Source organism: Cellulomonas sp. S1-8 (assembly GCF_026184235.1).
Classification (GTDB): domain Bacteria; phylum Actinomycetota; class Actinomycetes; order Actinomycetales; family Cellulomonadaceae; genus Cellulomonas.
Map to the genome: position 1 here is coordinate 2,710,564 of NZ_CP110806.1, position 26,410 is coordinate 2,736,973.

At 76.6% G+C, this 26,410-nt stretch carries 26 protein-coding genes; 9 read left to right on the plus strand and 17 right to left on the minus strand.

The features are described from left to right. Window positions 1-5 precede the first annotated feature (5 nt). From cydD to OKX07_RS12185, 3 genes are read left to right on the plus strand one after another with little or no spacing between them, the layout of a single operon-like run. Window positions 6-1,691, plus strand: a complete 1,686-nt coding sequence (gene cydD, locus OKX07_RS12175) for a thiol reductant ABC exporter subunit CydD (RefSeq protein WP_265628332.1) — start codon at window positions 6-8, stop codon at window positions 1,689-1,691. Between the two features lie 20 nt (window positions 1,692-1,711). Then, window positions 1,712-3,562, plus strand: coding sequence for a thiol reductant ABC exporter subunit CydC (gene cydC, locus OKX07_RS12180; protein ID WP_265628333.1), 1,851 nt, complete (start codon window positions 1,712-1,714; stop codon window positions 3,560-3,562). Between the two features lie 17 nt (window positions 3,563-3,579). Further along, the gene (locus tag OKX07_RS12185) at window positions 3,580-5,331 is read left to right on the plus strand and encodes a GAF domain-containing protein (RefSeq protein WP_265631917.1); all 1,752 of its coding nucleotides are present in this window, start codon (window positions 3,580-3,582) and stop codon (window positions 5,329-5,331) included. Window positions 5,332-5,358: 27 nt separating this feature from the next. On the opposite strand, the gene OKX07_RS12190 is transcribed toward OKX07_RS12185, so the two are convergent. Then, window positions 5,359-5,985 (minus strand): response regulator, encoded by a 627-nt coding sequence (locus tag OKX07_RS12190; protein WP_265631918.1) that lies wholly within the window; start codon window positions 5,983-5,985, stop codon window positions 5,359-5,361. A gap of 91 nt (window positions 5,986-6,076) precedes the next feature. Here OKX07_RS12190 and OKX07_RS12195 point away from each other — a divergent pair, with 91 nt between their 5' ends. Beyond that, on the plus strand, window positions 6,077-7,015 hold the full coding sequence (locus OKX07_RS12195) for a phosphoglycerate dehydrogenase (protein ID WP_265631919.1): 939 nt from the start codon (window positions 6,077-6,079) through the stop codon (window positions 7,013-7,015). Between the two features lie 23 nt (window positions 7,016-7,038). On the opposite strand, the gene mutM is transcribed toward OKX07_RS12195, so the two are convergent. The 6 genes from mutM to coaD form a co-directional block, all read right to left on the minus strand. Further along, a complete protein-coding gene (gene mutM / locus OKX07_RS12200) occupies window positions 7,039-7,983 on the minus strand; it encodes a bifunctional DNA-formamidopyrimidine glycosylase/DNA-(apurinic or apyrimidinic site) lyase (RefSeq protein ID WP_265628334.1) in 945 nt (314 codons plus the stop codon). 3 nt (window positions 7,984-7,986) lie between these two features. After that, complete coding sequence (gene rnc / locus OKX07_RS12205; protein ID WP_265628335.1) at window positions 7,987-8,739, minus strand: ribonuclease III; 753 nt, start codon at window positions 8,737-8,739, stop codon at window positions 7,987-7,989. 45 nt (window positions 8,740-8,784) lie between these two features. Beyond that, window positions 8,785-8,982 carry a 50S ribosomal protein L32 gene (gene rpmF, locus OKX07_RS12210; RefSeq protein WP_265628336.1) on the minus strand — a complete coding sequence of 66 codons (198 nt, stop codon included), beginning with the start codon at window positions 8,980-8,982 and terminating at the stop codon, window positions 8,785-8,787. A gap of 2 nt (window positions 8,983-8,984) precedes the next feature. Next, window positions 8,985-9,488: a YceD family protein gene (locus OKX07_RS12215; protein WP_265628337.1), complete on the minus strand. Its 504-nt coding sequence runs from the start codon at window positions 9,486-9,488 to the stop codon at window positions 8,985-8,987. 233 nt (window positions 9,489-9,721) lie between these two features. Further along, the gene (locus OKX07_RS12220) at window positions 9,722-10,222 is read right to left on the minus strand and encodes a hypothetical protein (RefSeq protein WP_265628338.1); all 501 of its coding nucleotides are present in this window, start codon (window positions 10,220-10,222) and stop codon (window positions 9,722-9,724) included. Further along, window positions 10,219-10,725: a pantetheine-phosphate adenylyltransferase gene (gene coaD, locus OKX07_RS12225; RefSeq protein ID WP_265628339.1), complete on the minus strand. Its 507-nt coding sequence runs from the start codon at window positions 10,723-10,725 to the stop codon at window positions 10,219-10,221. Before coaD ends, OKX07_RS12220 begins: the two co-directional genes overlap by 4 nt. A 61-nt stretch (window positions 10,726-10,786) precedes the next feature. On the opposite strand from coaD, the gene OKX07_RS12230 reads away from it, so the two are divergent. Next, complete coding sequence (locus OKX07_RS12230) at window positions 10,787-11,458, plus strand: GNAT family N-acetyltransferase (RefSeq protein ID WP_265628340.1); 672 nt, start codon at window positions 10,787-10,789, stop codon at window positions 11,456-11,458. A 38-nt stretch (window positions 11,459-11,496) separates the two neighbouring features. On the opposite strand, the gene OKX07_RS12235 is transcribed toward OKX07_RS12230, so the two are convergent. From OKX07_RS12235 to OKX07_RS12260, 6 genes are all read right to left on the minus strand, one after another. Next, window positions 11,497-12,279: a DUF899 family protein gene (locus OKX07_RS12235; RefSeq protein WP_265628341.1), complete on the minus strand. Its 783-nt coding sequence runs from the start codon at window positions 12,277-12,279 to the stop codon at window positions 11,497-11,499. Window positions 12,280-12,393: 114 nt separating this feature from the next. After that, entirely contained in the window at window positions 12,394-12,966 is a 573-nt protein-coding gene (gene rsmD / locus OKX07_RS12240) for a 16S rRNA (guanine(966)-N(2))-methyltransferase RsmD (RefSeq protein ID WP_265628342.1), read from the minus strand. Then, window positions 12,963-14,615 carry a DUF6297 family protein gene (locus OKX07_RS12245; RefSeq protein ID WP_265628343.1) on the minus strand — a complete coding sequence of 551 codons (1,653 nt, stop codon included), beginning with the start codon at window positions 14,613-14,615 and terminating at the stop codon, window positions 12,963-12,965. Before OKX07_RS12245 ends, rsmD begins: the two co-directional genes overlap by 4 nt. Beyond that, window positions 14,612-15,298 (minus strand): ABC transporter ATP-binding protein, encoded by a 687-nt coding sequence (locus OKX07_RS12250; RefSeq protein WP_265628344.1) that lies wholly within the window; start codon window positions 15,296-15,298, stop codon window positions 14,612-14,614. The genes OKX07_RS12245 and OKX07_RS12250 overlap by 4 nt, the downstream gene beginning before the upstream one ends. A gap of 101 nt (window positions 15,299-15,399) precedes the next feature. Then, on the minus strand, window positions 15,400-17,643 hold the full coding sequence (locus tag OKX07_RS12255; RefSeq protein ID WP_265628345.1) for an ATP-dependent DNA helicase RecG: 2,244 nt from the start codon (window positions 17,641-17,643) through the stop codon (window positions 15,400-15,402). Window position 17,644: 1 nt separating this feature from the next. Next, a complete protein-coding gene (locus OKX07_RS12260) occupies window positions 17,645-19,144 on the minus strand; it encodes a DAK2 domain-containing protein (protein ID WP_265628346.1) in 1,500 nt (499 codons plus the stop codon). Window positions 19,145-19,500: 356 nt separating this feature from the next. Here OKX07_RS12260 and rpmB point away from each other — a divergent pair, with 356 nt between their 5' ends. Then, window positions 19,501-19,692 (plus strand): 50S ribosomal protein L28, encoded by a 192-nt coding sequence (rpmB, locus tag OKX07_RS12265; protein WP_265628347.1) that lies wholly within the window; start codon window positions 19,501-19,503, stop codon window positions 19,690-19,692. 132 nt (window positions 19,693-19,824) lie between these two features. Next, entirely contained in the window at window positions 19,825-20,349 is a 525-nt protein-coding gene (locus OKX07_RS12270) for a GNAT family N-acetyltransferase (RefSeq protein WP_265628348.1), read from the plus strand. A gap of 112 nt (window positions 20,350-20,461) precedes the next feature. Here OKX07_RS12270 and OKX07_RS12275 read toward each other — a convergent pair whose 3' ends face one another. Then, on the minus strand, window positions 20,462-21,439 hold the full coding sequence (locus OKX07_RS12275; RefSeq protein ID WP_265628349.1) for a thiamine-phosphate kinase: 978 nt from the start codon (window positions 21,437-21,439) through the stop codon (window positions 20,462-20,464). Between the two features lie 87 nt (window positions 21,440-21,526). Between OKX07_RS12275 and OKX07_RS12280 the strand changes: the two genes are divergently transcribed. After that, complete coding sequence (locus OKX07_RS12280; protein WP_265628350.1) at window positions 21,527-22,009, plus strand: DUF3515 family protein; 483 nt, start codon at window positions 21,527-21,529, stop codon at window positions 22,007-22,009. A 46-nt stretch (window positions 22,010-22,055) separates the two neighbouring features. Here the strand turns inward: OKX07_RS12280 and OKX07_RS12285 are convergent, their stop codons facing one another. Then, window positions 22,056-23,228, minus strand: coding sequence for a D-alanine--D-alanine ligase family protein (locus tag OKX07_RS12285; protein WP_416220782.1), 1,173 nt, complete (start codon window positions 23,226-23,228; stop codon window positions 22,056-22,058). A gap of 77 nt (window positions 23,229-23,305) precedes the next feature. On the opposite strand from OKX07_RS12285, the gene OKX07_RS12290 reads away from it, so the two are divergent. Then, window positions 23,306-24,592, plus strand: a complete 1,287-nt coding sequence (locus tag OKX07_RS12290; RefSeq protein ID WP_265628351.1) for a trans-sulfuration enzyme family protein — start codon at window positions 23,306-23,308, stop codon at window positions 24,590-24,592. A 43-nt stretch (window positions 24,593-24,635) separates the two neighbouring features. On the opposite strand, the gene OKX07_RS12295 is transcribed toward OKX07_RS12290, so the two are convergent. Next, entirely contained in the window at window positions 24,636-25,655 is a 1,020-nt protein-coding gene (locus tag OKX07_RS12295) for an NAD(P)H-dependent glycerol-3-phosphate dehydrogenase (RefSeq protein WP_265628352.1), read from the minus strand. After that, window positions 25,652-26,386: a lysophospholipid acyltransferase family protein gene (locus tag OKX07_RS12300; protein WP_265628353.1), complete on the minus strand. Its 735-nt coding sequence runs from the start codon at window positions 26,384-26,386 to the stop codon at window positions 25,652-25,654. Before OKX07_RS12300 ends, OKX07_RS12295 begins: the two co-directional genes overlap by 4 nt. Window positions 26,387-26,410: the final 24 nt, after the last annotated feature.

Below are 26,410 nucleotides of genomic sequence, written 5' to 3' on the forward strand. Positions count from 1 at the left end.
CCCGCGTGAAGCCCCTGGACCCGCGCCTGCTGCGGTACGCGCGCGCCGCCCGCGGGTACCTCGCCCTGACGGTCGCGCTCGGTGTGCTCACAGGCGCCCTGGTCGTCGCGCAGGCCCTGCTCCTGGCGCACGCGCTCGGCGCCGCCGTCGCCGACGGGGCGTCGCTGGACCAGGTCTCCCCGCTCGTCGGCGGGCTCGTCCTCGTCGTCGCCGCGCGCGCCCTCGTCACGGGCGTGCAGGAGCGGTACGCGCACCGCGCCGCGACGCGGGTCGTCGCCGAGCTGCGTGAACGGGTCGTCGCGCACGCCGCCGCGATCGGCCCGCGCCGCGCCGCGCCGGACGACGGTGCGAGCCTCGTGACCCTGGCGACCCGCGGGCTCGACGCCCTCGAGCCGTACTTCGTGCGGTACCTGCCGCAGCTCGTCCTGGCGGCCACGCTGACCCCCGCGACCCTGCTGGTGGTCCTGGGCCTCGACTGGGTGTCGGCCGCGATCCTGCTCGGCACCCTGCCGCTGGTCCCGGTGTTCATGTGGCTCGTCGGCGTCATGACGCAGGGCCGCTCGGAGCGTGGCCTGGCGACCATGCAGCGGCTCGGCGCCCAGGTCCTCGACCTGCTCGCCGGGCTGGCGACCCTGCGGGCGTTCGGCCGCGAGCGCGGGCCCGTCGCCCGCGTCCGGGACCTGGGGGACGCGCACCGTCGCGCCACCGCGGGCACGCTGCGCATCGCGTTCCTGTCCGGCATGGTGCTCGAGCTGCTGACGACGCTGTCGGTCGCGCTCGTCGCGGTGGGCGTCGGCCTGCGGCTCGTCGAGGGCCACCTCGACCTCGTGACGGGCCTGGCGGTCCTCGTCCTGGCCCCCGAGGTGTTCGGCCCGCTGCGGCAGGTCGGCGCGCAGTTCCACGCGTCGACCGACGGGGTCGCGGCGGCCGAGCGTGCGTTCGCGGTGCTTGCCGTCGAGGCCCCGACCGCCGGGACGTCCCCCGTGCCGGACCTCGCCGCCGGGGCCGTCCGCGCCCGCGGCATCGCGGTGCACGGGCGCGGCGGGTGGGCGCCGGGGCCGCTCGACGTCGACCTGGTGCCCGGACGCGTCGTCGCGCTCGTCGGGCCGTCCGGCGCGGGCAAGTCGACGGCCGTCGAGGTGCTGCTGGGTCTGCTGCCGCCCGACGCGGGCACGGTCGTGCTCGTCGGGGCCGACGGCGGTGAGACCCCGCTCGACGACGTCGACCGCCAGGAGTACTGGCGTCAGGTGACGTGGCTCCCCCAGCGGCCCGTCCTCGAGCCGGGGACGGTGCACGAGGTCCTCGGGTCCCCTGCGCCCGCGGACCGCGACCGCGCCGCGGCCCTCACCGGTCTCGACCACGTGGTCGCGACACTGCCGGACGGGTGGGACACCCTGCTCGGCGGTGGCGGCGCGGGCCTGAGCGTGGGGCAGCGGCAGCGGCTCGCCCTCACGCGTGCCCTGCTGCGTCCCCGCCCGGTCGTCGTGCTCGACGAGCCGACCGCCCACCTCGACGGGGCGGGCGAGCAGGTGGTCCTCGCGACGATCGACGCGTTGCGCGACGCCGGCAGCGCGGTACTCCTCGTGGCGCACCGCGCGTCGCTCGCGCGGCGCGCGGACGTGGTCGTCGCCGTCACGGCGGCGACCGGTCGCCCGGACGTCACGCCCGCGGCCGCGGGGGCGGCGCGGTGAGCGGCGCGGTGAGCGGCGCCGTGAGCGGCGCCGTGGACGTCGACGTGGAACGCCGCGCACCGCGCGGCACCCTGCGCCGCGCGGTCCGGCTGCTCGACGTCGACCCGCGCCGCGTGGCGCTGGCCGTCCTGCTCGGGACCCTCGCGCTGGGCTGCGCGGTCGCCCTGGCCGCGGTCTCGGCGTGGCTCATCGCACGCGCCTCGCAGATGCCCCCGGTGCTCGAGCTGTCCGTCGCGACCGTCGCCGTCCGCACGTTCGGCATCGGGCGCGGCGTGCTGCGCTACCTGGAGCGGCTCGTGTCGCACGACGTGGCGCTGCGCGGCATGGCGGCCCTGCGCACGACCCTGTACGACCGTCTCGCGGCCGGCCGGCCGCAGGCCCTGCTCGCGGTCCGCCGCGGCGACCTGCTGGCCCGCGTCGGGTCCGACGTCGACGCGGTGGGCGACGTCGTGGTGCGCGGTCTGCTGCCCGCGGCGGTCGCCGCGACGCTGGGGATCGGCACGTGCGTCGCGATGGCGCTGTTCTGGCCGCCCGCCGGTGCCGCGGTGGCCGTCTGCCTGCTCGCCGCGGGGGTCCTCGCCCCGTGGCTGGCGGCCCACGGCGCGCGGACGGCGCAGGAGCGCGGCGTGGCCGCACGCGCGCGCATGAGCGCCACGGCGCTGGGCGTGCTGGACGACGCCGGCCCGCTCGCGGTCTCGGGCCGGCTGCCCGGTGAGCTCGCCGCGCTGCGGGCCGCCGACGGCGACCTGGCACGCGCGGCCGACACGGCGGCCGGGCCGGCGGCCCTGGCCGCGGCGATCGCGCAGCTGGCCGTCGGCGGGGCGGTGCTCGCCGCGCTCTTCACGGGCGTCCCCGCGGTCGCGGCCGGGCTGCTCGCACCCGTCGAGCTCGCGGTGGTGGTGCTCACCCCCCTGGCCGCCTTCGAGGCGACGTCGCTGCTGCCGGCCGCGGCCGTGCAGGTGCAGCGCTCCCGCGCCGCGGCGGCGCGGGTGCTCGCGCTGCTCGACGACGCCGGGGTGGGCGCCGACGCCGACGCCGGGGGCGGTGAGCCGGACCGCTCGTCGGTGCCCGCCGCGGGCCCGCGGGGCACCAGGGCCGCGGCTGCCTCCCCCGCGGCCGCCTCCCCCGTGCTCGCGGCGACGGGACTGGCGTGCGGCTGGCCGGGTCGACCCCCCGCGCTGACCGATGTCGACCTCGTGCTCACCCCCGGGTCGCGCGTCGCGGTCGCGGGCCCCAGCGGCGAGGGCAAGACGACGCTGCTGCTGACCCTCGCCGGGCTGCTGCCGCCGCTCGCGGGCGGCGTCACGCTCGACGGCGCACCGCTGGCGTCGCTGCCCCGCGGCCGGGTCGTCCGGGGCGTCGTCGTGACCGGCGAGGACGCGCACGTGTTCGCCACGACGGTGCTCGAGAACCTGCGCGTCGCGCGCGGCGACGTCACGCCGCAGGAGGCGCGCGACGCGCTGCACCGGGCCGGGCTCGGCCCATGGCTCGCCGACCTGCCCGACGGGCTCGACACGCTCCTGCTCGCCGACGCCCGCACGGTGTCCGGCGGTGAACGACGTCGGCTGCTGCTCGCCCGCGCGCTGCTGGCCGACGCTCCCCTGCTGCTCGTCGACGAGCCCGCCGAGCACCTCGACGCCCCCACCGCGGACGCCGTCCTCGACGGGCTGTGGCAGGCACCGCCGACCCGCGCCGGCACGCCCCGCGGCCTGCTCGTCGTCAGCCACCGGCTCACGCCGCTGGCGACGGCCGACGAGGTCCTGTGGCTCGCCGGGGGCGGCATCGCGGCGCGCGGCACCCACCGCGACCTGGTGGCGCGCGTGCCGGGCTACGGTGAGGCCGTGCGGGCCGAGGGGCGGGAGTCGTCGTGAACGAGCACCGGGGCGAGATGCGTCAGGTCGCCGGGCGGTCGCCGACCACGGGAGCACCGTTCGAGCGGGGCGTCCTGGCCGATCGCGCACCCACGCCCGCGCCGCTCACGGGTGACGCGCTCACCGACCTCCTCGGCGCGATCCTCGCAGTGGCGGGCAACCTGGAGCTGCCCGCCGTGCTGGACCGGTTCGTGCAGGTCAGCGCCGAGCTGACGGGCGCCCGCTACGGCGCGATCAACGTGCTCGACGACGCGGGCGCGTCCACCACGTTCGTCTACACCGGGGTCCCGACGGCCGTCGCGCGCATGATGCGCCACCCCCCGCACGCCGAGGGGGTCCTGGGGCGCATCCCGATCGACGGCGTGCTGCGGCTCGACGACCTGACCCAGCACCCCTCGTTCCAGGGCTGGCCCGCGCACCACCCGTCGATGGGCTCGTTCCTCGGCGCGTCCGTCAAGGTCGGCGAGCACGTGTACGGCCAGCTCTACCTCTCGGAGAAGGACGGCGGGGGCCCGTTCACCGCGAGCGACGAGGGCATGGTCGTGGCCCTCGCCGCGGCGGCGGGCGTCGCGATCGCCAACGCCCAGCTCTACGCCGACGCGGAACGCCGCGAGCACTGGCTGCGGGCCGGTCAGGACATCACGACGATGCTGCTCGAGGGCGTCGACGAGGAGTCCGCGCTCGAGCACGTCGCCCGCACGGCGCGCGAGGTCGCGGACGCCGACACGGCCGCCCTGGCGCTGCCCGGCATGGGCGGGGAGCTGTACATCGAGCTGGCCGACGGCTTCCAGGCCGACGTGCTGACCGGTCTGGTCATGCCGCGCGGGGGACGCGCGTGGACCGTCCTGGAGGAGGGCCGCGGGCTGCTCACGCCGTCGCTGTCGGCGTCCCGCACCGTCAAGCTCGAGGAGATGCGCGCGTTCGGTCCGGCCATGTTCGCGCCCCTGCACTCCTCGGGCCGCGGCGTCGGCGTGCTCGTGCTGCTGCGGCGCATCGGCCGCACCCCGTTCGACGAGAGCGACCTGGCCACCGCCGAGTCGTTCGCGGCGCAGGCGGCCCTCGCCTACGTGCTCGCGGAGGCCCGGCACGCGCAGGACGTCGCGGCGCTGCTCGACGAGCGCGAGCGCATCGCCCGTGACCTGCACGACCTCGCGATCCAGCAGCTGTTCGCCACCGGCATGCAGCTCGAGACGGTGCGGCGTCGGGCGGCCCGGGGCGTGGACCCGCACGAGCTGACGAGCATCGTCGAGGCCGCGCTGGACAACGTCGACAGCTCGGTGCGCGAGATCCGTCAGATCGTCTACGCGCTGCGCGACCCCGACGCCGCGACGGGCCTGGTGGAGCGGCTGCGCCGCGAGGCGTCGCTCGCCCGCACGGGGCTGGGCTTCGCGCCGTCGCTCGTCCTCCTGCTCGACGGTGAGGGCCTCGCCGCGGGCGACGGCGAGGCCGAGGACCGCATCGACGAGCGGCTCGAGCAGCAGCTCACCGACGACGTCGTCGCGGTGGTCCGCGAAGGGCTCGCGAACGCCGCGCGGCACGCCCACGCGTCGTCCGTCAGCGTGCGCGTCGTCGTGCGCGGGTCCGGGCCGACGGGTTCGGTCGCGGTCGACGTCGAGGACGACGGCGCCGGCCTGCCGTCCGTCCGCGAGCGCAGCTCCGGCACCGGCAACCTCGCCTCACGCGCACGCCAGCACGGGGGGGCGTTCAGCCTGGGGGCGTCCCCCAGCGGTCACGGGACGTTGCTGACCTGGCAGGCGCCGCTCGGGTGAGCGGCTGCCGGCCCGGCGGTCCTGTCGTCAGTGCCCCGGGTCGGCGCGCCAGCCGGAGTTCTTGCGCGACGCGACCCACGCCGCGACCTGCGTGCGGCGCTGCAGGCCCATCTTCGCCAGCAGCGACGTGATGTGGTTCTTCACGGTCTTCTCCGCGACGCCGAGCCGCTCGGCGATCTCCCGGTTCGACATCCCCTCGCCGATGAGGTCGAGCACCCGCAGCTCGCTCGGCGTCAACGACTCCGTGGGGTCCTCGTGGCCCGCGCGGCGCCGTGCGACGGTGCGGTCGTCGAGCAGGGTGCGACCGGAGGCCACCGCGCGGATCACGTCGGTGATCTCGGCGCCGCGCACGCTCTTGAGCAGGTAGGCGGCGGCGCCCGCGTCGAGGGCCGCCGCCAGCGCGTCGTCGTCGTCGAAGGACGTCAGGACGATCGCCCGGGCGTGCGGCAGCGTCTCGCGCACCGCCTTCATGAGGTCGATCCCCGTGCCGTCGGGGAGCTGCAGGTCGACCAGGAGCACCTGGGGGCGCACGAGCGTCGCCCGCCGGACGCCGTCGGCGACGGAGCCCGCCTCGGCGACGACGGTCATGCCGTCGGTGCGCTCGACGACCTCGGCGATGCCGCGGCGGACGACCTCGTGGTCGTCGACGATCATGACGGAGATGGGCCCGGACCGGGCGCCCGTGTCGGGCGGCGGGGTCGACTGGTTCGTGGCTGGCACGGTGGCATCGTATCGACCCGTGACCATGATCCTGCTGCCCGCGTCCGTCGACGGCGCGCCGTCACTCCCCCGGGGTGTCACGGCCGTCCGCTACGACGTGACGGCGCCTCCCCCGCCCGAGTCCCGCGGGGCCGACGCGATCGTCGTGTGGGGCAACCCGTCGGACCGGCTCGCCGAGCTCGCGGCGGCCGCCCCGGCGGTGCGCTGGGTGCAGACGCTCGCCGCGGGGCCGGACGCCGTGCTCGCCGCCGGGTTCGCCCCCGACGTCGTCGTGACCAACGGCCGCGGGCTGCACGACCACACGGTCAGCGAGCACGTCCTCGCGCTGACCCTGGCCTGCGTGCGGCGCGTGCCCGACCTCGTGCGCGCGCAGGCGCAGCACCGGTGGGCCGGCGACCTGGGGGGCCTGCAGCCGCTGCACCCGCCGGGCCAGGTGCGCACGCTGCTCGGGGCGCACGTCACGGTGTGGGGCTTCGGCTCGATCGCCGCGCGGCTCGCGCCCCTGCTCGCGGGTCTGGGCGCGCACGTGACGGGCGTCGCGACGACAGCGGGCGAGCGGCACGGCTTCCCCGTCGTCACGCCCGCCGACCTGACGGAGGTTCTGCCGCGGACGGACGTGCTCATCGGGCTGTTGCCGGCGGGGGAAGGCACCCGGCACGCGATCGACGCCCGCGTGGTGGACCTGCTCCCGCCGCGCGCGTGGGTGGTCAACGCGGGACGCGGGTCGACGCTCGACGAGGACGCGCTGCTCGCCGCCGTGCGGGCGGGCGGGATCGCCGGCGCGGCCCTCGACGTGTTCGCCACCGAGCCCCTGCCCGCGTCGTCGCCGCTGTGGGACGAGCCCCGGGTGCTCGTGAGCCCGCACGCCGCGGGGGGCCGACCGGTGGGCTGGCAGGACCTGGTGGCGGACAACGTCGCCCGGTTGGTCGCCGGGGCCACCCTGCGCAACGTCGTGGCCCGCTGACGGGACCGACCGCGCGCGGCGTGTCAGGGGCGCCGGGCTCGGGGGCGCGGCTGGCAGCGCGGGCAGGTGGACGACGACCGGTTCGCGAACGCGTCGCGCCGCACGAGGGTGCCGCAGCGCGGGCACGGCCGGCCCTCCTGCCCGTACACCGCGAGCGACCGGTCGAAGTACCCCGACGCCCCGTTGACGTTGACATACAGCGCGTCGAAGCTCGTCCCGCCCTGGGCGAGCGCCTCGGTCATCACCTCGGCCGCGGCGTCGAGCACCCGCGTCACCTCGGTGCGGCGCAACGTCGCCGTGGGACGCGCGCCGTGCAGCCGGGCCCGCCACAGCGCCTCGTCGGCGTAGATGTTGCCCACACCCGACACGAGCGTCTGGTCGAGCAGCGCCCGCTTGACCTCGGTCCGCCGCGCACGGACGGCCTCGACGAGCGCAGCGCGGTCCAGCGCGGGGTCCAGCAGGTCGCGCGCGATGTGCGCGACGGGCACCGGGACCACGGGCCGGGGCGAGCCGAGCCCGCCCGCCGCGCAGTCCGACGTCGCGACGAGGTCGGGGACGGACAGGTGGCCGAAGGTGCGCTGGTCGACGAAGTCGAGCGCCGAGCCGTCGTCGAGCGCGAGCCGGACGCGCAGGTGCGGGTGCTCGACCCAGCCCGCGGGACCGGGAGCGGCGGCCGCACCGGGCGCCTGCGGCCCGCGGACCAGGAGCTGCCCGCTCATGCCGAGGTGCGCCAGGAGGGCGTCGTCGCCGCGTCCCGGCCCCTCGTCGAGGAGGAACCACAGGAACTTGCCGCGGCGCACCGCCGCCTCCAGCCGCCGGCCCGTGAGGCGTGCGGCGAGGTCCAGGGGTCCGGCCTCGTGGCGGCGGACCGAGTAGTCGCGGCGCACCTCGACGGCCGTGACGGTGCGGCCCAGCACGTGTCGCGCGAGGCCGTCACGGACGGTCTCGACCTCGGGCAGCTCGGGCACGCGTCAGCGCACGTCGGCGACGGGGGCCGCGGCGAGCGCCGGGACCTCGTCCGTCGTGCCGTCCTGCGCCTCGCGCAGGGCGCGCAGCACCTCCCACGCCGCCGACGCGGCCTCCTGCTCGGCGATCTTCTTCGCCGACCCGACGCCGCTGCCGCGGACCTCGCCGCCGACGACGGCGTGCGCCGTGAACGTCCTGGCGTGGTCGGGGCCCTCACCGGTGACGTCGTAGGAGGGTGCACCGAGGCCGAGGGCCGCCGACAGCTCCTGCAACGAAGTCTTCCAGTCGAGGCCCGCACCGAGGTCGGCGGCGGCGGCGAGCGTCGGGCTGACCAGACGGTCGACGAGGACTCGGGACGTCTCCAGGCCGTGCGAGAGGTAGACCGCACCGAAGATCGCCTCGAGCGTGTCGGACAGGATCGAGTCCTTGTCCTTGCCGCCGGTCGCGAGCTCACCCTTGCCGAGCAGCACGTACGCGCCGAGGTCGAGCGTGCGCGCGACCTGCGCCAGGGCACGCTGCGACACCGTGGCGGCGCGCATCTTGGCGAGGTCGCCCTCCGAGTGCCCCGGGTGGGTGCGGTACAGGTGCTCGGTGACGACGAGCCCCAGCACCGTGTCGCCGAGGAACTCCAGCCGCTCGTTCGTCGGGATGCCGCCCGCCTCGTGGGCGAACGACCGGTGCGTCAGGGCCAGCACGAAGAGCTCGGGGTCCAGGTGGACCCCGAGCTTCTCCAGGAGCGACTGCGCTGCCGTGCTCACGCGACGTCGGTGTCGACGGGTGTGCCGGTCATCAGGCCGCGAAGGTCAGACGGCCTCGTGCTCGCTGCGCACGGCCTCGGCGTAGCTGCGGCCCTTGTAGGTGCCGCACGTCGGGCACGCCACGTGCGGGCGCATGTGCGACTTGCACTGGGGGCAGGTGGTGAGCGTCGTGGCAGTGGTCTTCCACTGCGACCGACGCGCACGGGTGTTGCTGCGCGACATCTTGCGCTTCGGAACCGCCACGGTCAGCTCTCTCTCTTCTCGTCGTCAGGGCCCTGCAGGCTGCCGAGGGCGGCCCACCGGGGGTCCAGCAGTTCGTGCGTGTGGTCCGGGTCGTCCGCGAGCCGCGCGCCGCACTCCGAGCACAGGCCCGGGCAGTCCGGCCGGCACAGGGGCCGGAACGGCAGCGCGGGCACGACCGCGTCCCGCAGCGCGGGCTCGAGGTCGACCAGGTCGCCGTCCAGCTCGCGCACGTCCTCGTCCTCGTCGTCCCCGTTGCTCGCCGCGGCGTCGGCCTTCTCAGGGTAGACGTACAGCTCCTGCACCGTGGCGTCGACAGTCTCGACGACCCGGTCCAGGCACCGCACGCACTCCCCGACGGCTTCGCCGTGGATCGCACCGGAGACCAGGACCCCCTCCATGACCGCCTCGAGCCGCAGATCCAGCTCGAGGTCGCTCCCGGCGGGGATGCCGATCATGCCACTGCCGAGCTCGTCGGGTGCCGCGACCGTCCGCTGCACCAACCGCATCGATCCCGGACGTCGGCCGAGCTCGTGTGTCTCGAGCACGTACGGCGAGCGGGGATCGAGACGGGATGGGCGCACGGTCCGGTCCCCTCGTTCCAGGTGGCACCGCGCGCGGGCGCGCGGTACGTCTACGGCGATAGCAAATTACGGCGGTGACGGCTCGGTCACGCCATGACCGGCAGGACCAACCGAGAACTCTACGGTACGGCGAGCCGCCGCCCAAACCGGTACCGGTGCTAGCTGCTCTCGCCCGGGGCGAGCCGCCCCGCGAGCTTCGCGCGTCCGGCCTGCACCTGCGACAGCACCTTGCCGAGGTCGATCTCGAAGTCCGCGAGCCGGCGGTCGCAGTAGTCGTCGGCGTCGCGGCGCAGCACGACCGCGGTCTCCTGCGCCTCGGCGACGATCGCGGCAGCGCGGGTCTGCGCCGCCGACACGACGCCCTCCTGCTCCACGAGCTCCGCCGCCCGGGCGCGCGCCCGGGCCAGGACCGTGTCGGCCTCGGCGCGGGCCGCGGCCCGCGCCGCGTCCGCATCGGCCAGGACCTCGTCCGCCCGGTACAGCTGGGCGGGCAGGGCCGCGCGCACCTGGTCGACGAGCTCGAGGATCTCCGCACGGTTCACCAGGACCGACGAGGACATGGGCATCGCCCGGGCCTGCACCACCGCCTGCTCGATCGCGTCGAGCACGCCGCCGACCCCCTCGGTGCGCTCCTCGCCGTCGTCCACGTGCTCCGTCATCGTCCGTCCTCTCCCCCGCCGCCCGCCGTGGGCGCCAACGCGTCGAGCACCGCCGCGGCCACCGCGGGGGTCACCATGTCGTCGATCCGACCGCCGTGCCGGGCCACGTCCTTGACCAGCGACGACGCGATGTGCGCGAGACCCGGGTCGCCGACGACGAAGACCGTCTCGACACCCGACAGGTGCCGGTTCATCAGGGCCATCGCCAGCTCGGCGTCGAGGTCCGCACCGCTGCGCAGGCCCTTGACCACGGCGCACGCACCGAGGTCGCGCACCAGGTCCACCAGCAGCCCGTCGGTCGTCACGACCCGCACGCCGTCCATCCCGGCGAGCGCGTCGGCCGCGAGCCGGACCCGCTCGGCCGGCGGCAGCAGGGTGCGCTTGGACGAGTTGTGCGCGACGGCGACGACGACCTGGTCGAACATCGACCGGGCCCGCCGCACGACGTCGACGTGGCCGAGCGTCATCGGGTCGAAGGACCCGGGGCAGACCGCGATGCTCACGGACGCCAACCTACGTCACACGCCCCTGACGGTCCTGGTGGCGGCCCGGTACCGTGCCGCGATGACGACGATCCGGCCCGCGCGGCCCGCGGACCTGCCGCGCCTGCGGACCGTGTGCGCCCTGGCCTACGACGACAACCCGCTGATGCGCTGGGTGCTGCCCGACGACGCGCTGCGCGTGGCGGCGTGCGCCGCGTGGCTCGGGCCCTCCCTCGAGCGCTACGTCGCGGCGGGGCACGTCGACGTCCTGACGGCCGACGACGAGGTCGTCGCGGTCGCGGCGTGGCGCCTGCCGGGGACCGCCGTCGCGAGCTCCGGTGCAGGCGCAGGCCCCGGTGCAGGCACCGGCGCCGGTGCGCCGCCGCCGCCGCGACCGGCCGCCGTCCTGGGCGCGCTCGTCGGCGACGAGCGCGCCACGCAGGTGCTGGGCGCGCTCGCCGGATCGACGGCGCTGGCCCCGGCGTCCGCAGGCCCCTACCTGAACTACCTCGCCGTCCTGCCCACGCAGCAGGGACGCGGGAGCGGCGGGCGGCTGCTGCGCCACGGCCTCGAGACGCTGGCAGGCGTGGTCGGCACGCCCTGGCTGGCGACGACGGACCCGCGCAACGTGCCGTTCTACGAGCGGCACGGCTTCACGACGGCCGGCACGCACCGCCTGGGGGACGACGGGCCGCGCCTGGCCGTGCTGCACCTGGACGCGGGCGGCACGCCGCGGGGACCGTCCGGGGCCTGACCGGCGGGCCGTGGGGCGCGGGCCCCGCGGTCGCGGTGTCAGTGGTGGTGGCCGTGGCGACCCAGGGTCTCCACCGGGCCGGCACCCGGGCGGGTCCACTGCGGGGCCGGACGGCTCGTCGGGCCCCAGCCGGCCTGCCCCGCGGCGTCGGAGCGCCAGTACCAGCACGCCTCACGCCCCTGCGGCCAGCCGTCCGGGACGTCCTGCCAGGCCTCGCCGCGGCCGTAGGGCGTCATGTCGAGCAGCGCGAACGACCCGTCCGGGCCCTCGGTGCCGCGCCCCGTCGTCTCGTAGGTGAGGAAGACCCGGTCACCGACGCGCAGGAAGACGCGGAACCACCCCATGTCGCCGCCGATCGGGGCGGGCGCGTCGCGCACCGAGAACCACGGCTGGGCGTAGCCCATGAACGCGACGAACGGCTCGACCTCCTCCCACGGCCCGGTCGTGAGGATCGCGAACGACACCCCGCGGGCGTGCAGGTAGACGGCGTCCTTGAGCTGCCAGGCGGTCATCGTGCAGCCCTCGCACTGGCCCTGGTGCGGGGCGCCGTCGTGCCACATGTGCTGGTAGACGACGAGCTCGTCCCGGCCCTCGAAGAGGTCGAGGAACGGGACGGGTCCGCCGGGACCGACCACGTCGACCGTGCCGTCGATCTCGACCATCGGCAGGCGACGCCGGGCCGCGGCGATCGCGTCACCTGCGCGCGTGTGCGCCTTCTCCTGCAGGAGGAGCTCGTCCCGCGCGGCCCGCCAGGTGGCGAGGTCGACGACGGGCGGGCGACCGGGAGACGGGGTGGCCAGGTGGTCGGGGGTGGTCGTCATGCTGTCCTCCGGTGGGTGTCGTCCGACGTCGTCGCCGGTCCACCGGGCAGACCTGCGGGGCGGTCAGAACTCATCGCCGCGGCCGGAGCCGGGCGAGACCTGCCGTGCGTCACCTCAGGCGGGATGCTCCGCGAACCACACCTGCGTCTCGCCGTAGCGGCGGTCGGCGAGCGCGACGAGCGGCGCGGGCCACGTCGGCGCCGACGCACGCGCGGAGCGTTCGACGACCACGACGCCGCCCGGCGCCGTGCACCGGGCCACGCCCGCCACGGCGGCCGCCAGCGCGTGGTCCTCCAGGTCGTACGGCGGGTCGAGGAGCACGAGGTCGAACGACTCGGCCGCGGCCCCCTCCTGCGGGGCGACGCGCCCGAGGTACCGGTCCGCGCGGTCCGCGACGACGTCGACGCGATCGGCCAGGCCGAGCGTGCGCGCGTTGCGGCGGCACACCTCGACGGCACCCCGCGCGACGTCGACGAGCACCACGTGCGCCGCGCCCCGGCTGACCGCCTCGAGCCCGAGCGCGCCGGAGCCGGCGTAGAGGTCGAGCACGCGGGCTCCGTCGACGGCGTCGAGGTGCTCGAGCCGGGAGAACAGCGCCTCGCGGACGCGCTCGCTCGTCGGCCGGGTCCCGGACGGCGGCACGGCGAGCGTGCGGCCGCCCGCGCTGCCGGCGACGATGCGGGTCACGCCGCGGCACCCTTGCGCTGGTCCTGCTCCTCGAGCATGCGTTCCATCCAGCCCTTCTCGGCCGTCGACGACGCGATCATCACCGCGATCACCGAGAGCACGACCTGCGCGCTCACCATGACCGTGACGACGGTGCCCAGACCGATCGCGATCCACAACGGCAGCAGGCAGAAGGCCACCAGGTCGGGCCCCCGCGCGATGACCTGCAGGACGCCGGTCGGCAGCGCCCCGGCCGGGGTCGCGACCAGCGGCTTGTCCCAGCGGGGTGCCGGGCGGTAGGCGGCGCGGACGGCCGCCGCGGCCCACACGGGCGTGGTCACGACGGCCAGCACGACCCAGTCGGGGGTCGACCCCGCCCACCGGCCGACCGCGGCGAGCGCCACCACCGACCACCCGAGCATGACGATCCCGGGCACGACCATCCGCAGGCGTCGGACCGTGCGGTCGTCGAGGGGCAGCAGCCGGTCGACGACCGGCGCCATCTCGGCCCACCGCGCGCCCTCGGCGCTCGCGCTGGACGCCATCCACCCGCCCAGCAGCACCGCGACGAGCACGCCGACCGTGCTCGCGAGCTGCGGCACGACCGTCGCCAGCACCGGCAGGCCCGTGGCGACGACGATCTGCACGAGGTGGCGCAGGGACCGCCGCAGCACGACGAGGTCGGCCGTCACGAGCGCCGTCGCGGGGCCGCGGGCCGTGCGCAGCCGCGACGTGCGCCGTCGCGAGGACGGCGCCGTCCCGCCCGTCAGGGCCCGCCCGAGCTCGCGGGAGTCGAGCGACACGACAGCACCCACCGCCTGCGTCGCGACGGACCCGCCCTCGCGCAGCGTGCGACCCGGCAGCGTGCCCAGGTGCCGGTCGACGACGACCGCGAGCGCGGCCGCGACGAGGGCGGCGGCCAGGACGGCGACCCACGACGGCGACGGCAGCGTCGTGGGAGTCCGGCCGCTCAGCACGACGACCGCGGCGAGCAGGGGCGCCGTCACGAGCACCGCGTCGCCGACGAGCGCGGTCCGGCGGCGCGGCACGCCCCGGGTCTGCGCGAGGGCGGCGAGCAGCACGACGACCGCGGAGGCCGCCGCACCCAGCAGACCCGCACGCAGCAGGTCCGCGCCCGTGCGGGCCAGCAGCCCCGCCTCGAGGACCACGACGACGGCCCCGCCCGCGAGCGCCGCCAGCACCGGGACGCGCACGGCCGCGGGCCGCAGCAGACCGCGCCGGTCGACGGGCAGCGGCAGCCACCACGCCGCCTGCGCACCCTCGGCGCCGACGGGACCGAGGCGACCGGCCGTCGACAGCAGCGCGCCGGTGGCCGCCAGCAGCACGACCGCGACGAGCACGGGCAGGCTGAGCCCGCCCGCGTCCTGGACGGGGGGTGCGGGCGGCAGGGAGTCGCCGAGCTGCTGGACGATGCCCAGGACGATCAGCACGGAGATGACGACGCTCGTCGCGGCGGTGTACACGTCCGTCAGCAGCGACCCGATGCCGGCGCCCGCCCGCGCCCGCGCGGCCTGCGCCGTGAAGCGGCGGATCGAGCGCGGTGACGGCACCTCGCCGAGCTCGAAGTCACCCACGCGCGGGTCGTCGTGGGGATCGTGCGCGTCGGGGTCGTGCGCGTCGTCGGCGCGCGCGTCGTCGACGTCGGTCACAGCGCGACCCGCGCGATCCGGTCGGCGGCCTCGCGCGGGCTCAGGACGCGCGACACGTCGTCGGCGACGTGCACGGCCTGCGTGCACACCGCGGCGACGAGCTCGGGGTCGTGCGTGGCGATGAGCACCGCGCCGCCCGCGTCCCGCTCCGCGCGTAGCCGGTCGGCGAGACGCGCGCGCATGCGCTGGTCGAGGCGCTGCTCGGGCTCGTCGAGGACGAGCAGCGAGCGCGGCCGTGCGAAGCCGGCGGCCAGCAGCAGGCGCCGGCGCTGCCCCGACGACAGGGACACGGGCGTGGCGCGCGCGTGGTCGGCGAGCCCGAACTCCGTCAGCAGGTCCGCGACCTCGTCCTGCGCGTCGAGGACGCCGTGCCCGCGAGCCGTCAGGTACAGGTGCTCGGACACGGTCAGCGCCGGGAAGTACGCGTCGTCGTCGAGCACGGAGGACACCTCCCGCCGGAACCACGCCTCACGCTCGTCGACGGGCCGGCCGAGGACCTCGATGGTGCCGACGATCGGGTCAAGGAGCCCGAGGACGGTCTTGAGGACCGTCGACTTGCCGGACCCGTTCGCGCCGACCAGCGCCAGCGCGCGGCCCGCGCCGAGCGTGAACGAGACGGGAGCGCACACAGGTGCCGCTCCGTAGCCGACCTGCAGATCACGGACGCGCACCACCGGAGCCATGCGGTCAGGGTAGTCAGCGCCGGGGCGTCGCCGGACCGCGGGGTCGCGCGGGCCGGGTCGGGCCGGCGTGCGGGCCGGGCCGGCGGGCGCGAGGCGGGCGGTCAGGCCCGCTCGAGGAACTCCTCGCGCTCCCCGGCCAGCGACGCCTCGATGGCCGCCTGCAGCGCCGGCCACGCGTCGAGGTCGGCGTCCTGGTCCACGAGCGCGCGGGCGTCGGTGCGCGCGGTCGCGATGACGTCGGCGTCCCGCGTCACCCGCAGGAGCCGCAGCGAGCTGCCGCGCCCGTGCTGCGCCGCTCCCAGGACGTCACCCTCGTGCCGCAGCTCGAGGTCGAGCGCCGCGAGCTCGAAGCCGTCGGTCGTCGCGGCCAGCGTCTCGAGCCGGGTGTGCGCGTCGGTCCCCTGCGCGGCCGCGCTCACCAGCAGGCACAGGCCCGGGCGCGACCCTCGCCCGACCCGGCCCCGCAGCTGGTGCAACTGCGAGAGCCCGAACCGGTCCGCGTCGAGGACCACCATGACGGTCGCGTCCGGCACGTCGACGCCGACCTCCACGACCGTGGTCGAGACGAGCACGGGCGTCTGCCCCGAGCCGAACGCGGCGAACGCGCGGTCCTTCTCCTCGGGCGCCAGGCGGCCGTGCAGCACGCCGATCCCGATCCCCGCGAGGTCCGGCCGCGCGCGCAGCTCCTCGGCGACGTCGAGGACGGCACGCAGCGGGCGGCGCTGCCCGGCATCCGGTGCCCCGACCGTGGGGTCCGCGGCGGCGACCAGGTCGGTCCCGTCCTCGTCGGCCGGGTCACCGGCGGTGGCGTCGCCGTCGATGCGCGGGCACACGACGTAGGCGCGTCCGCCGCCGTCCACCTCCTCGCGCACGCGCTGCCAGGTGCGGTCCGTCCAGCGCGGGTTGTCGGCCGGCACGGTGTGCGTCGTGATGCCCTGGCGCCCCGCGGGCACCTCGCTCAGCACCGACGTCTCCAGGTCGCCGAACACCGTCATCGCGACGGTGCGCGGGATGGGCGTGGCCGTCATGACGAGCGTGTGCGGCGTGCTGCCCGCCTTGGCCCGCAGCGCGTCGCGCTGCTCGACGCCGAAGCGGTGCTGCTCGTCGACGACGACGAGCCCCAGCTCGGCGAACTGCACGTCCGGCGAGAGCAGCGCGTGGGTGCCGACGACGATGCCGGCCGCGCCGCTCGCGGCGTCGAGCATCGCCGCACGGCGCGCCGCGACGGGCAGCGACCCGGTGAGCAGCGCGACGCGCGTCGCCAGGGTCGCGCCACCGAGGAACCCGCCGTCGGCGAGGTCCCCCAGGAGCGCACGCAGGGTGCGCGCGTGCTGCGCCGCCAGCACCTCGGTGGGGGCGAGCAGGGCGGCCTGCCCGCCGGCGTCGACGACCTGCAGCATCGCGCGCAGCGCGACGACGGTCTTGCCCGAGCCGACCTCGCCCTGCAGCAGCCGCTGCATGGGCCGCGGGGCCGCGAGCTCGGCGGCGACCTCCTCGCCGACCGCCCGCTGCCCGGCCGTGAGCGTGAACGGCAGGCGCGCGTCGAACGCGTCGAGCAGTCCGTCGGCGCGCCGGGGCCGCGCGACGGCCTCCTCCCGGGCGACGCGGGCACGTCGGCGCGCGAGCTCCGCCTGCAGCACGAGCGCCTCCTCGTACCGCAGCCGCGCACGCCCCCGCTGCCACTGCGCCTCGTCCTGCGGGACGTGGACGAGCCGCAGCGCCTCGACGAGCGTCGGCAGCCCGTCGCGCGCGAGCAGGTGGCCCGGCACGGGATCCGGGACGTCCTCCTCCCGCAGTGGGTCCAGCACGGTGCGGACGGCCTGGGCCACCTTCCAGGACTCGAATCCCGCGACGGCCGGGTAGACGGGGATGGGCCGGCCGGCCTCGACGAGGGCCTCGTCCTCGTCGTGGCCGTCCTCGTCGGCGCCGAAGAGCCTGCACTCGGGGTGCATCAGCTGCAGCGTGTCCCGGTAGAGCGAGACCTCGCCGGTGAACAGGCCGCGCCGGCCGGGGCGCAGCTGCCCCTGCCGCCACTCCAGCTTCTTGACGTGCGACGCGAAGAACGTGAGCTCGATACGGCTGTGCCCGTCGGTGATGGTCGACTGCAGCAGGCCGCGACCCTGGGCGGTCGGCCGCAGCGACGAGCGCACGACCTCGGCGACGACCGTCACGTGCTCACCGACGCGCAGGCTCGCCATGTCGGTGAGCGTGCCCGGCTCGGCGTACCGGCGCGGGTAGTGGCGCAGCAGGTCGCCGGACGTCTCCAGGCCGAGCTTGCCCAGCGCCTTCGCGGTCCGGGCGTTGAGCCGCGTCAGGGGGACCGTCAGTGGGTCGGCGGCGAGCACGTCAGTCGACCCCCAGCCACCAGCCGTGGCCGACCGCCGGGCCGGCGAGGACCACCTCGAGCTGCGGGTGCGCGTCGGTGGCACGGGCCGCGACCGCACGCGCCGCGTCGCCGTCGACGTCGTCCCCGTGGACCAGCGTGACGCTCTGCGCTGCCGGGGCCCGAGCCAGCAGGCCGGCGAGCGCGGTCGGGACGGCGTCCGGACCGCTCGGTGTGGCGCTGCGCAGGCGTCCCAGCGCCTGCCGTCCGGCGTCCGGGCTCACCTCGGGGTCGGCCACGAGCGCGAGGCACACGACCACCGCGGGTCCGTCACCCGACGTCGTCAGCAGGTCGTACGGGCCGTCGACGTCCGCACCCCCCGCCTCCGGGCCGTCGAGGACGGCCGCGACGCCCGCGTCGACCACGACCGCCCGGCCCGCCCGGGTGTCCGCCGCGGCACGCGCGACCTGGCCCGCGTCGGGCACCGGCCCGACCAGGGTGACCGCGCCGCACGTCGCGTACCAGGCCGCCAGCCCGGCCGACGCCGTCAGGACGACGAGCCCGCGCGCGACGGGGGCGGGCTCGTCGACGCGCCGCACGACCACCTGCTCGCGCGCGTCCGGCGGCACCAGCCCGATCGCCGCCGCGGGGTCGTCGCAGTGCACGTGCGCGTGCTGCAGCCCGCCGGCGTCGACCACGGCGACGGCGTCGCCCACGTCCAGCAGGTCGTGGGCAAGTGCGGCCACGCCCGGCCACGTGGGGCGCACGAGCATCATCACCTCGAAGGCGCCGCCGGCGGCGGGTGCGCGGCCGGCCACGACCCCCGGACCGGCCTGCGGCAGCCAGCGCAGGTCGACGTCGGCCTCGGCCTGCGGAGGCCCGCCGTGGCGCAGCGTGCGCACCAGCGCGTCGAGGACGACGAGCAGCGCGCACGCCCCCGCGTCGACCACCTGGGCGGCCCGCAGGACGTCGTGCGCCGCGCTGAGCCGGCCCAGGTCCGCGCGCGCCGCGTCCGCCGCCGCCGCCAGGACGTCCGCCGGCGATCCCGGCGACTCCCCCGCGACGCGACGCGCGTGGACCGCGACCTCGCGGGCCACCGTGAGGACCGTGCCCTCCTGCGGGTCGGGCACCGCGTCGCGGGCCGCACGGGCGCCCCGCTCGAGCGCGCCGACGAGCGTCCCGGTCCCGACGTCACCGCCCGCGCCGCCCGCCAGCCCGGCGGCGAAGCCGACGAGCCACTGGCTGAGGATGATGCCGGAGTTGCCCCGCGCGGCACGCGCTGCGCCGTGCGCGAAGGTCGCCGCCAGCACCGCCGCTCCCCCGTCGCCGGGGTCCGCCGCCACGGCGGCGGCACCGCCCGCGACGGTGAGGGTCACGTTGGTGCCGGTGTCCGCGTCGGGCACCGGGAAGACGTTGACCGCGTCGATGCGCTCACGCGCCGCACGGCACGCGATCAGCGCACCCGCCGCCCAGGCCCGCACCGCGGCACCGTCGAGCGCGACCTGCCGCGACACGACCTCCACCCGCACCCTCTCCCTCACCTCCGGAACCGCCGGACCTCGGCCCACCACCGACCGCGCCTCCTGCGGGCGACGCCCGGGACTCCCGGGGCACCCTCGGCGACCCCCGGGCACCCTGAGCGCGCCCGTGCGTGCCCATGCGCGCCAACTGTGCCGCACCGCACCCACATTTGGGCGCCACCGCCGCGATGGGCTAGTCTTGCCAGGTTGCCCGGACCCGGTCCGGCACCCCCACCGACCTTCCGACGCACCGTCGTGCGGTCCTGGCCGTCTGGCCGGAACCCACCACGGGAGCGCGGGGACGTGCACGACACCGGGCCGCCCGTCGGCCCGCGACAGGACAGAACCAGGAGAGAACCGTGGCTGCCAACTGCGACGTCTGCGCCAAGCGCCCGAGCTTCGGGCACAGCGTCTCGCACTCGCACGTGCGCACGAAGCGACGCTGGAACCCGAACATCCAGCGCGTGCGCGTGGTGGTCGCCGGGACTCCCAAGCGACTCAACGTGTGCACGTCGTGCCTCAAGGCCGGCAAGGTGCAGCGCGCCGTCTGAGCGCACTGCACCCTCGAGCGCACGGCCCCACGGGCCGCCCGCCGCCGGGACACACGTACGACACGCCGACAGGCCCGCGAGCTCGGCTCGCGGGCCTTCGTGCTGCCCGCACCCTGTGGCAGGGTGGGCGTCATGGTCGAGCAGATCGACGAGGTCCTCATCCGTCCCGCGACCACTCAGGACGCGGCGGGCATCGCCCGCGTGCACGTCCGCTCGTGGCAGGAGGCGTACACGGGCATCGTCCCGGACGACTACCTGCGCTCCCTGGACCCCGACCAGCGTGCCGAACGCTGGGCACGGCAGCTGGCCGACGGCCCGGCCGACCACGTGCGCACGTTCGTCGCCCAGTCCGGGGACCAGGTGATCGGGTTCGCCTCCTACGGGCCGAGCCGCGACGAGGACGCGCGTCGGCGCGAGCGGGAGATCTACTCGATCTACCTCGACCCCGGCACGTGGGGCCACGGCGTCGCGCGCGACCTGATCCGCACGGTCCTGGCGGAGGCGGGCGAGCAGACCCCGATGTCGCTGTGGGTGCTCGCCGACAACGCCCGGGCACGGCACTTCTACCGCCGCCACGGCTTCTCCCCCGACGGCATCGAACGCCTCGAGACCCTCGGCGGCGCCGACCTCCTGGAGGTCCGCTACCGCCGCGGCTGACGCACCGGCCGACGCATCGGCTGACGCACCGCGGAGCTGGTCACACAAGTGACCCCCTTCCGGCTCCCACCGGTGCCGATGTGACCACTCCGCGCCGGTTCGCGCGTGCGCGTCAGCTCGCGAAGTGGTCCCAGCCTGTCGTCGTCGTCCCCGGCGGGCGGCCCTGCACCTGGACGAGGTCGGACGTCCGCGCCGTCACCGTGCCGACGCGTCGGAACGGTGACGGCAGGGGGGCGTCGGGCGGGAACGTCGCCAGCAGCCCGTGGTCCTCACCACCCGTCAGCACCCACGCGCGCGCGTCCGCGTCGAGCGCACCCGCCGCGTCGGCCAGCCGGGCCAGGTCGGCCGCGAACGCCACGGCGGGGTCGTCCAGGTCGAGCGTCACACCGCTGGCGCGCGCGAGCCGGCGCCCGTCGCGCAGCAGACCGTCGGAGACGTCGAGCATCGCGGTCGCACCCGCCCGCGCCGCCGCCGGCCCGGCCGCCAGGTCGGGCTCGGGCGCCCGGTAGGCCGCCACCAGGCCCGGGTCGACGTCCCCGCGGTCCGCGGTGAGCAGCGCGAGCCCGGCCGCCGACCAGCCCTGCCGGCCGGCGAGCGCGACGACGTCACCGGCCCGTGCGCCCGTCCTGCGCACTGCCGCACGCCCCTCCAGGTCACCGTGCGCGGTCACCGCGACCACGACCACGGGACCGGACGACAGGTCGCCCCCGACCACGCCCACGTCGAGCGGCCGGCACGCGTCGCCGAGGCCGCGCGCGAGGTCCTCGACCCACGCCACGGGCGTGTCCCGGGGCGTCACGAGCCCCACGACGAGCGCGACCGGGCGGGCACCCATGGCCGCGACGTCGGCGAGGTTCTGCATCGCGGCACGGCGCCCCACGTCGACGCCGGACGACCAGGCGCGCCGGAAGTGGACGTCCTCGACGAGCACGTCGCACGTCACCACGTACCGGCCGTCCGGCGCGACGACGACGGCGGCGTCGTCACCGGGCGGGACGAGGGTGCGCGACCCCACGGGCAGGTGCGGGAAGATCCGGTCGAGCAGGTCCTGCTCGGCGAGGTCGGCGACGACGGGACTCTCGGACGGCACGCGCCCACGCTAGACGCTCACCGGGGCCCCTGCGCGCGACGCCCCGCCCGCGGACACGAGGCGTCGAGTCCCGGGTACCGTGGCGGCGTGCACCACCGTCCCGCCGACCGCGCCGCCGCGACGACTGCCGTGGTCGGCCTGCTCGCGACGCTGACGGCGTGCGCGCCGACCGTGCCCGTGCAGGTCGCGCCGTACGCGACCGACCCCGTGTGCGCGTCGGTCGTGCTGGCGCTGCCGGAGTCCCTGGGCGAGGGGCTCGACCGGCTCGACACCGACGCGCAGGCCACGACCGCGTGGGGCGCACCGAGGGCCGCCGTCGTGCTGCGCTGCGGGGTCGAGCCCCTGGGGCCGACGACGGACCGCTGCGAGTCCGTCACGACACCCCGCGGCCCCACGGTCGACTGGGTGGTCGTCGAGGACGACGGCGACTGGACGTTCACGACCTACGGGCGGGTGCCCGCCGTCGAGCTGCACGTGCCGCGGGAGGTCGCCGCGACCCGCGCGACATCGTTCGTCGACCTGCTGGGCCCGGGCGTCGCCCTCACCGTGCAGGAGCGGGAGTGCCTGTGACGCGCTCCCGCCCGGTCGACCCGCTCGACCCGGTGGGCCGGCCCGCTCAGCGCAGCCCGGTGGGCCGCTCGAGCGCCAGACCGACCAGCTCGTCGACGAGCGTCGCGTAGTCGACGCCCGTGACCTCCCACATCCGGGGGTACATCGAGTACGGCGTGAAGCCCGGCATGGTGTTGATCTCGTTCACGACGACCTCGTCGTCCGCGGTGACGAACACGTCCACGCGTGCCAGCCCCTCGCAGCCGACGGCCTCGAACGCGCGGACGGCGACGTCCTGCACGCGGGCCACGACGTCGGGCGCCAGGTCGGCCGGGCACGCGAGCGTCACGCCTGCCTCGTCGAGGTACTTCGCCTCGAAGTCGTAGAACGCGTGGCGTGCGTCGGTCACGAGGATCTCCCCCGGCAGCGACGCCCGCGCGGGTGCGCCCGCTCGTCCGCCGAGCACCCCGCACTCGATCTCGCGGCCCACGAGCGCGGCCTCGACGATCACCTTCGGGTCGTGCTCGCGGGCCGCGGCGACCGCGGCGGGCAGGTCGGCCGGGTCGTCGACGCGGGAGATGCCCAGGCTCGACCCGGCGCGTGCCGGCTTGACGAACAGCGGCAGCCCGAGGTCCGCGACCAGCGCGTCGAACGCGGCCGCGTCGGGCGTGCTCCCCGCCGGCAGCACGCGGGACGGTCCGACGCGCAGCCCCGAGCCGGCGAGCACGAGCTTCATCATGTGCTTGTCCATGCCCACGGCCGACGCCAGCACGCCCGAGCCCACGTACCGGACGTCGGCGAGCTCCAGCAGGCCCTGCAGGGTCCCGTCCTCGCCGAACGGCCCGTGCAGCAGGGGGAAGACCACGTCGACCGTGCCCAGCGGGGACGCGAGCTGGCCGTCGCGCACGACCTGCACCTCGCGCTCGGTCGTGCCCTGGGGCAGCAGCACGCGCGTCGCGGTGTCCTGGACCTCCGGCAGGCGGCCGTCCCGGATCGCCCAGCACTCCGGGTCGTCGTCCGCCAGCACCCACTGGCCCGAGCGCGTGATGCCGACCGCGACCACGTCGTACCGGTCGCGGTCGATCGCACGCAGCACGCCGCCCGCCGTCGCGCAACTGATCGGGTGCTCGCCCGACCTGCCCCCGAACAGCACCATCACCCGGGGTCGCCGACCGCCACCGGTCCCGTCACCGTCGGGGCGGCCACCGGCCTCGGTCAGGGGGATCGTCGTGTGGTCCATCGGGGCCCGACCCTACCCTCCCGGCGCGGCTGTCGTGGCGACGGACCGGGCACCGCCGCCGGGCGTACCCTGCCGGGGTGACGACCCCGGCACCGACCCCAGCGGAACCCCCCGTCGCCCCCCCGGGCGCCCTCTCGCCGCGCACGCTCGCGGTCAGCGCAGGACGCCCCGCGCGCGTCCCCGGTGCGGCGCTGAACCCGCCCGTCGTGCTGTCCTCGACGTTCGTCTCGCAGGGCACGCCGGCCGCGGGCGAGCACCTGTACGGGCGCATCGGCACACCCGCGTGGGAGCCGTTCGAGCTGGCGCTGGCCGCGCTCGAGCGCACCGACCACGAGGCCGCCGGCCTGCCCGTCACCGGCCCGCCCGCGACCGTGTTCGCGTCGGGCATGGCCGCGATCGACGCGGCCCTCGCGCTCGTGCCCGTCGGCGGACGCGTCGTCGTCCCGCGCCACGCCTACCAGGTCACGCTCGTCCTGCTGCGCGAGCAGGCCGAGCGCGGGGTCCTGCGGGTCGACCAGGTCGACGTCGTGGACACCGCCGCGGTCGTCGCCGCGCTGCGGGGCCACGACGGCGACGGGAGCGACGGCGACGGGCCTGCCGCGATGCTGTGGCTGGAGTCGCCGACGAACCCGATGCTCGAGGTCGCCGACGTGCCCGCCCTGGTCGCGGCCGCGCACGAGGTCGGCGCGCTCGTCGTGGTCGACAGCACCTTCGCGACCCCGCTGGTCCAGCGGCCGCTCGCGCTGGGTGCCGACGTCGTCGTGCACTCCGTCACCAAGTACCTCGCGGGGCACTCCGACGTGGTCCTGGGGGCGACGCTCGCCGACGACCCCGCGCTGCACGCCCGCCTCGTCGCGCACCGCACGACGCACGGCGCGATCGCCGGTCCGTTCGAGGTGTGGCTTGCGCTGCGCGGGCTGCGGACGCTCGCGCTGCGGGTGGAGCGCGCGCAGGCCACCGCGGGAGAGCTGGCGCGCCGGCTGGCCGCCCACGCGCACGTCGTCGAGGTCCGGTACCCCGGGCTGCCGGACGACTCGGGTCATGCCCGGGCGGCCGCCCAGATGGACGGGTTCGGCGCGATCCTGGGGCTGCGCCCCGTCGGTGGGGTCCCGGGCGCCGACGCGCTCGTCGCCGCGGTCGCCCTGTGGGTGCCGGCCACGAGCCTCGGGGGCGTCGAGTCGACGCTCGAGCGCCGCCGCCGGTTCCCGACCGAGTCCCCGACGGTCCCCGAGGACCTCGTGCGGCTGTCGGTGGGCATCGAGGACGTCGAGGACCTGTGGGCGGACCTCGACGCGGCGCTGTCGGCCGCGGCACTGTCGGCCGCGGCGCGCTCCACCGGGGCGCGAGAGGGCGACACGCGCTGACCGCGTCCCGCCGGCCCGTCGGCCGTCCCCGGCGGTCGTCGGGTCAGACGCCCTCGGCCCGGTGCGGCCGCGCCAGCAGCAGGCCGGCGAGCCGGTCCACGGGCAGGCCCTCGTGCAGCACCTGCACGACGGCCGACGTGATGGGCATGTCGACACCCAGGGACGTCGCGAGCTCGAGGACCGAGCGGCACGACTTGACGCCCTCCGCGGTGCCGCCCGTGGCGACGACCGCGGCGTCCAGGCCCATGCCGCGGCCGATGTGCACGCCGAGCGTGTGGTTGCGCGAGTCGGGGGACGCGCACGTCGCCATGAGGTCGCCCATGCCCGCCAGGCCCGGGAACGTCTCGGCGTCCGCGCCGAGCGCCCGGCCCAGGCGGGTGATCTCCACCAGGCCGCGCGTGATGACGGTCGCCATCGTGTTGTAGCCCATCCCGCGGCCCTGCGAGATCCCCACGGCGAGGGCGATGACGTTCTTCACGGCACCGCACAGCTCGACGCCCACGACGTCGGGGTTGGTGTAGGGCCGGAAGTACGACGACGCGCACGCCCGGGCGACGAGGCGCGCCGTGTCGGCGCTCGTGGAGGCGACGACCGTGGCCGTCGGCTGGCGCTGCGCGATCTCCCGCGCGAGGTTCGGGCCGGACAGGACCGCCACGCGGTCGGGGTCGATGCCCAGGCTCTGCGCCACGACCTCGCTCATCCGCTGGTCGGTGTCCAGCTCGACGCCCTTCATCAGCGACACGACGACCGCGTCCGCCGGCAGCGCGTCCGCCAGCGGCGCGAGCACCGCGCGGGCCTGCTGCGACGGCACGGCCACCGCGACCACGTCGGCGCCGGCCACCGCCGCCCGCACGTCGTGGGTGGCCCCGACGCGGTCGGGCAGCTCGATGCCGGGCAGGTACCGGGTGTTGCGGTGCTCGTGCGCGATCTCCTCGACGGTCGCCGCGTCGCGGCCCCACACCGTCACGTCGCACCCGGCGTCGGCCATGACGGCCGCGAACGTCGTGCCCCAGCTGCCCGACCCGAGCACCGTGGCGCGCAGGCGCGCCTCGGGCTCCGTCACGACGCGGACCCGCCGTCGACCGGCGGGCGGCGGCGCATGTCGTGCCGCCGCGGCGGTGCCTGCTCGCCGCGGATCTGCTCCAGCAGAGCGGTGATGGCGTCCATGACCCGCTCGGTCGCCTCCCGCAGGGTCGCGGAGTCCTGCGGTCGGTCGTACAGGTCGGACAGGTCCACCGGCGGTCCGGCCACGATCGTGACCTTCTTGCGGGGGAACGGTCGCAGCACCTTGCCGTAGCGCGCCAGCAGGTCCTGCGGGCCCCACTGCGCGACCGGCACGACGGGGGCACGCGTGGACAGCGCGAGGCGCGCGACGCCCGTCCGGGCCATCATCGGCCACAGGTCGGGGTCCCGCGTGAGCGTGCCCTCGGGGAAGACCGCGACGCACTCCCCCTGCTCGACGGCCGCCACCGCCGAGCGCAGCGAGTCGCCCGCGGCGGACGTCTCCCGGTGCACCGGGATCTGCCCGGTGGCCCGCAGGACCGGCCCGACGACGGGCACGGTGAACAGCGAGGACTTCGCCAGGATGCGCGGCACGTACCCGTGGTCCCACAGGAAGTGCGCGAACGTCAGCGGGTCCACCTCGGTCATGTGGTTGGCGGCAGCGATGAAACCGCCGGCCGACGGCAGGTGCTCCGCACCGTGCCAGTCCGGACGGGTCGTCGCGAAGAGGAACGGCCGCACGATGCGTGCGACGTTGCGGTAGGCGAGGTTGGAACGAGGCGGCGACGGCACGGGAACCGATGGTAGTCGCGGCGG

Bases quoted from the DNA above. Each gene is read 5' to 3' on its own strand.
- OKX07_RS12250 (WP_265628344.1), bottom strand. From the start codon at position 15,298: ATGGCTCCGGTGGTGCGCGTCCGTGATCTGCAGGTCGGCTACGGAGCG.
- OKX07_RS12235 (WP_265628341.1), bottom strand. From the start codon at position 12,279: ATGACGACCACCCCCGACCACCTGGCCACCCCGTCTCCCGGTCGCCCG.
- OKX07_RS12285 (WP_416220782.1), bottom strand. From the start codon at position 23,228: ATGGACCACACGACGATCCCCCTGACCGAGGCCGGTGGCCGCCCCGAC.
- OKX07_RS12220 (WP_265628338.1), bottom strand. From the start codon at position 10,222: ATGACGGAGCACGTGGACGACGGCGAGGAGCGCACCGAGGGGGTCGGC.
- OKX07_RS12270 (WP_265628348.1), top strand. From the start codon at position 19,825: ATGGTCGAGCAGATCGACGAGGTCCTCATCCGTCCCGCGACCACTCAG.
- OKX07_RS12215 (WP_265628337.1), bottom strand. From the start codon at position 9,488: ATGCGGTTGGTGCAGCGGACGGTCGCGGCACCCGACGAGCTCGGCAGT.
- OKX07_RS12185 (WP_265631917.1), top strand. From the start codon at position 3,580: ATGCGTCAGGTCGCCGGGCGGTCGCCGACCACGGGAGCACCGTTCGAG.
- OKX07_RS12190 (WP_265631918.1), bottom strand. From the start codon at position 5,985: ATGATCGTCGACGACCACGAGGTCGTCCGCCGCGGCATCGCCGAGGTC.
- OKX07_RS12230 (WP_265628340.1), top strand. From the start codon at position 10,787: ATGACGACGATCCGGCCCGCGCGGCCCGCGGACCTGCCGCGCCTGCGG.
- OKX07_RS12195 (WP_265631919.1), top strand. From the start codon at position 6,077: ATGATCCTGCTGCCCGCGTCCGTCGACGGCGCGCCGTCACTCCCCCGG.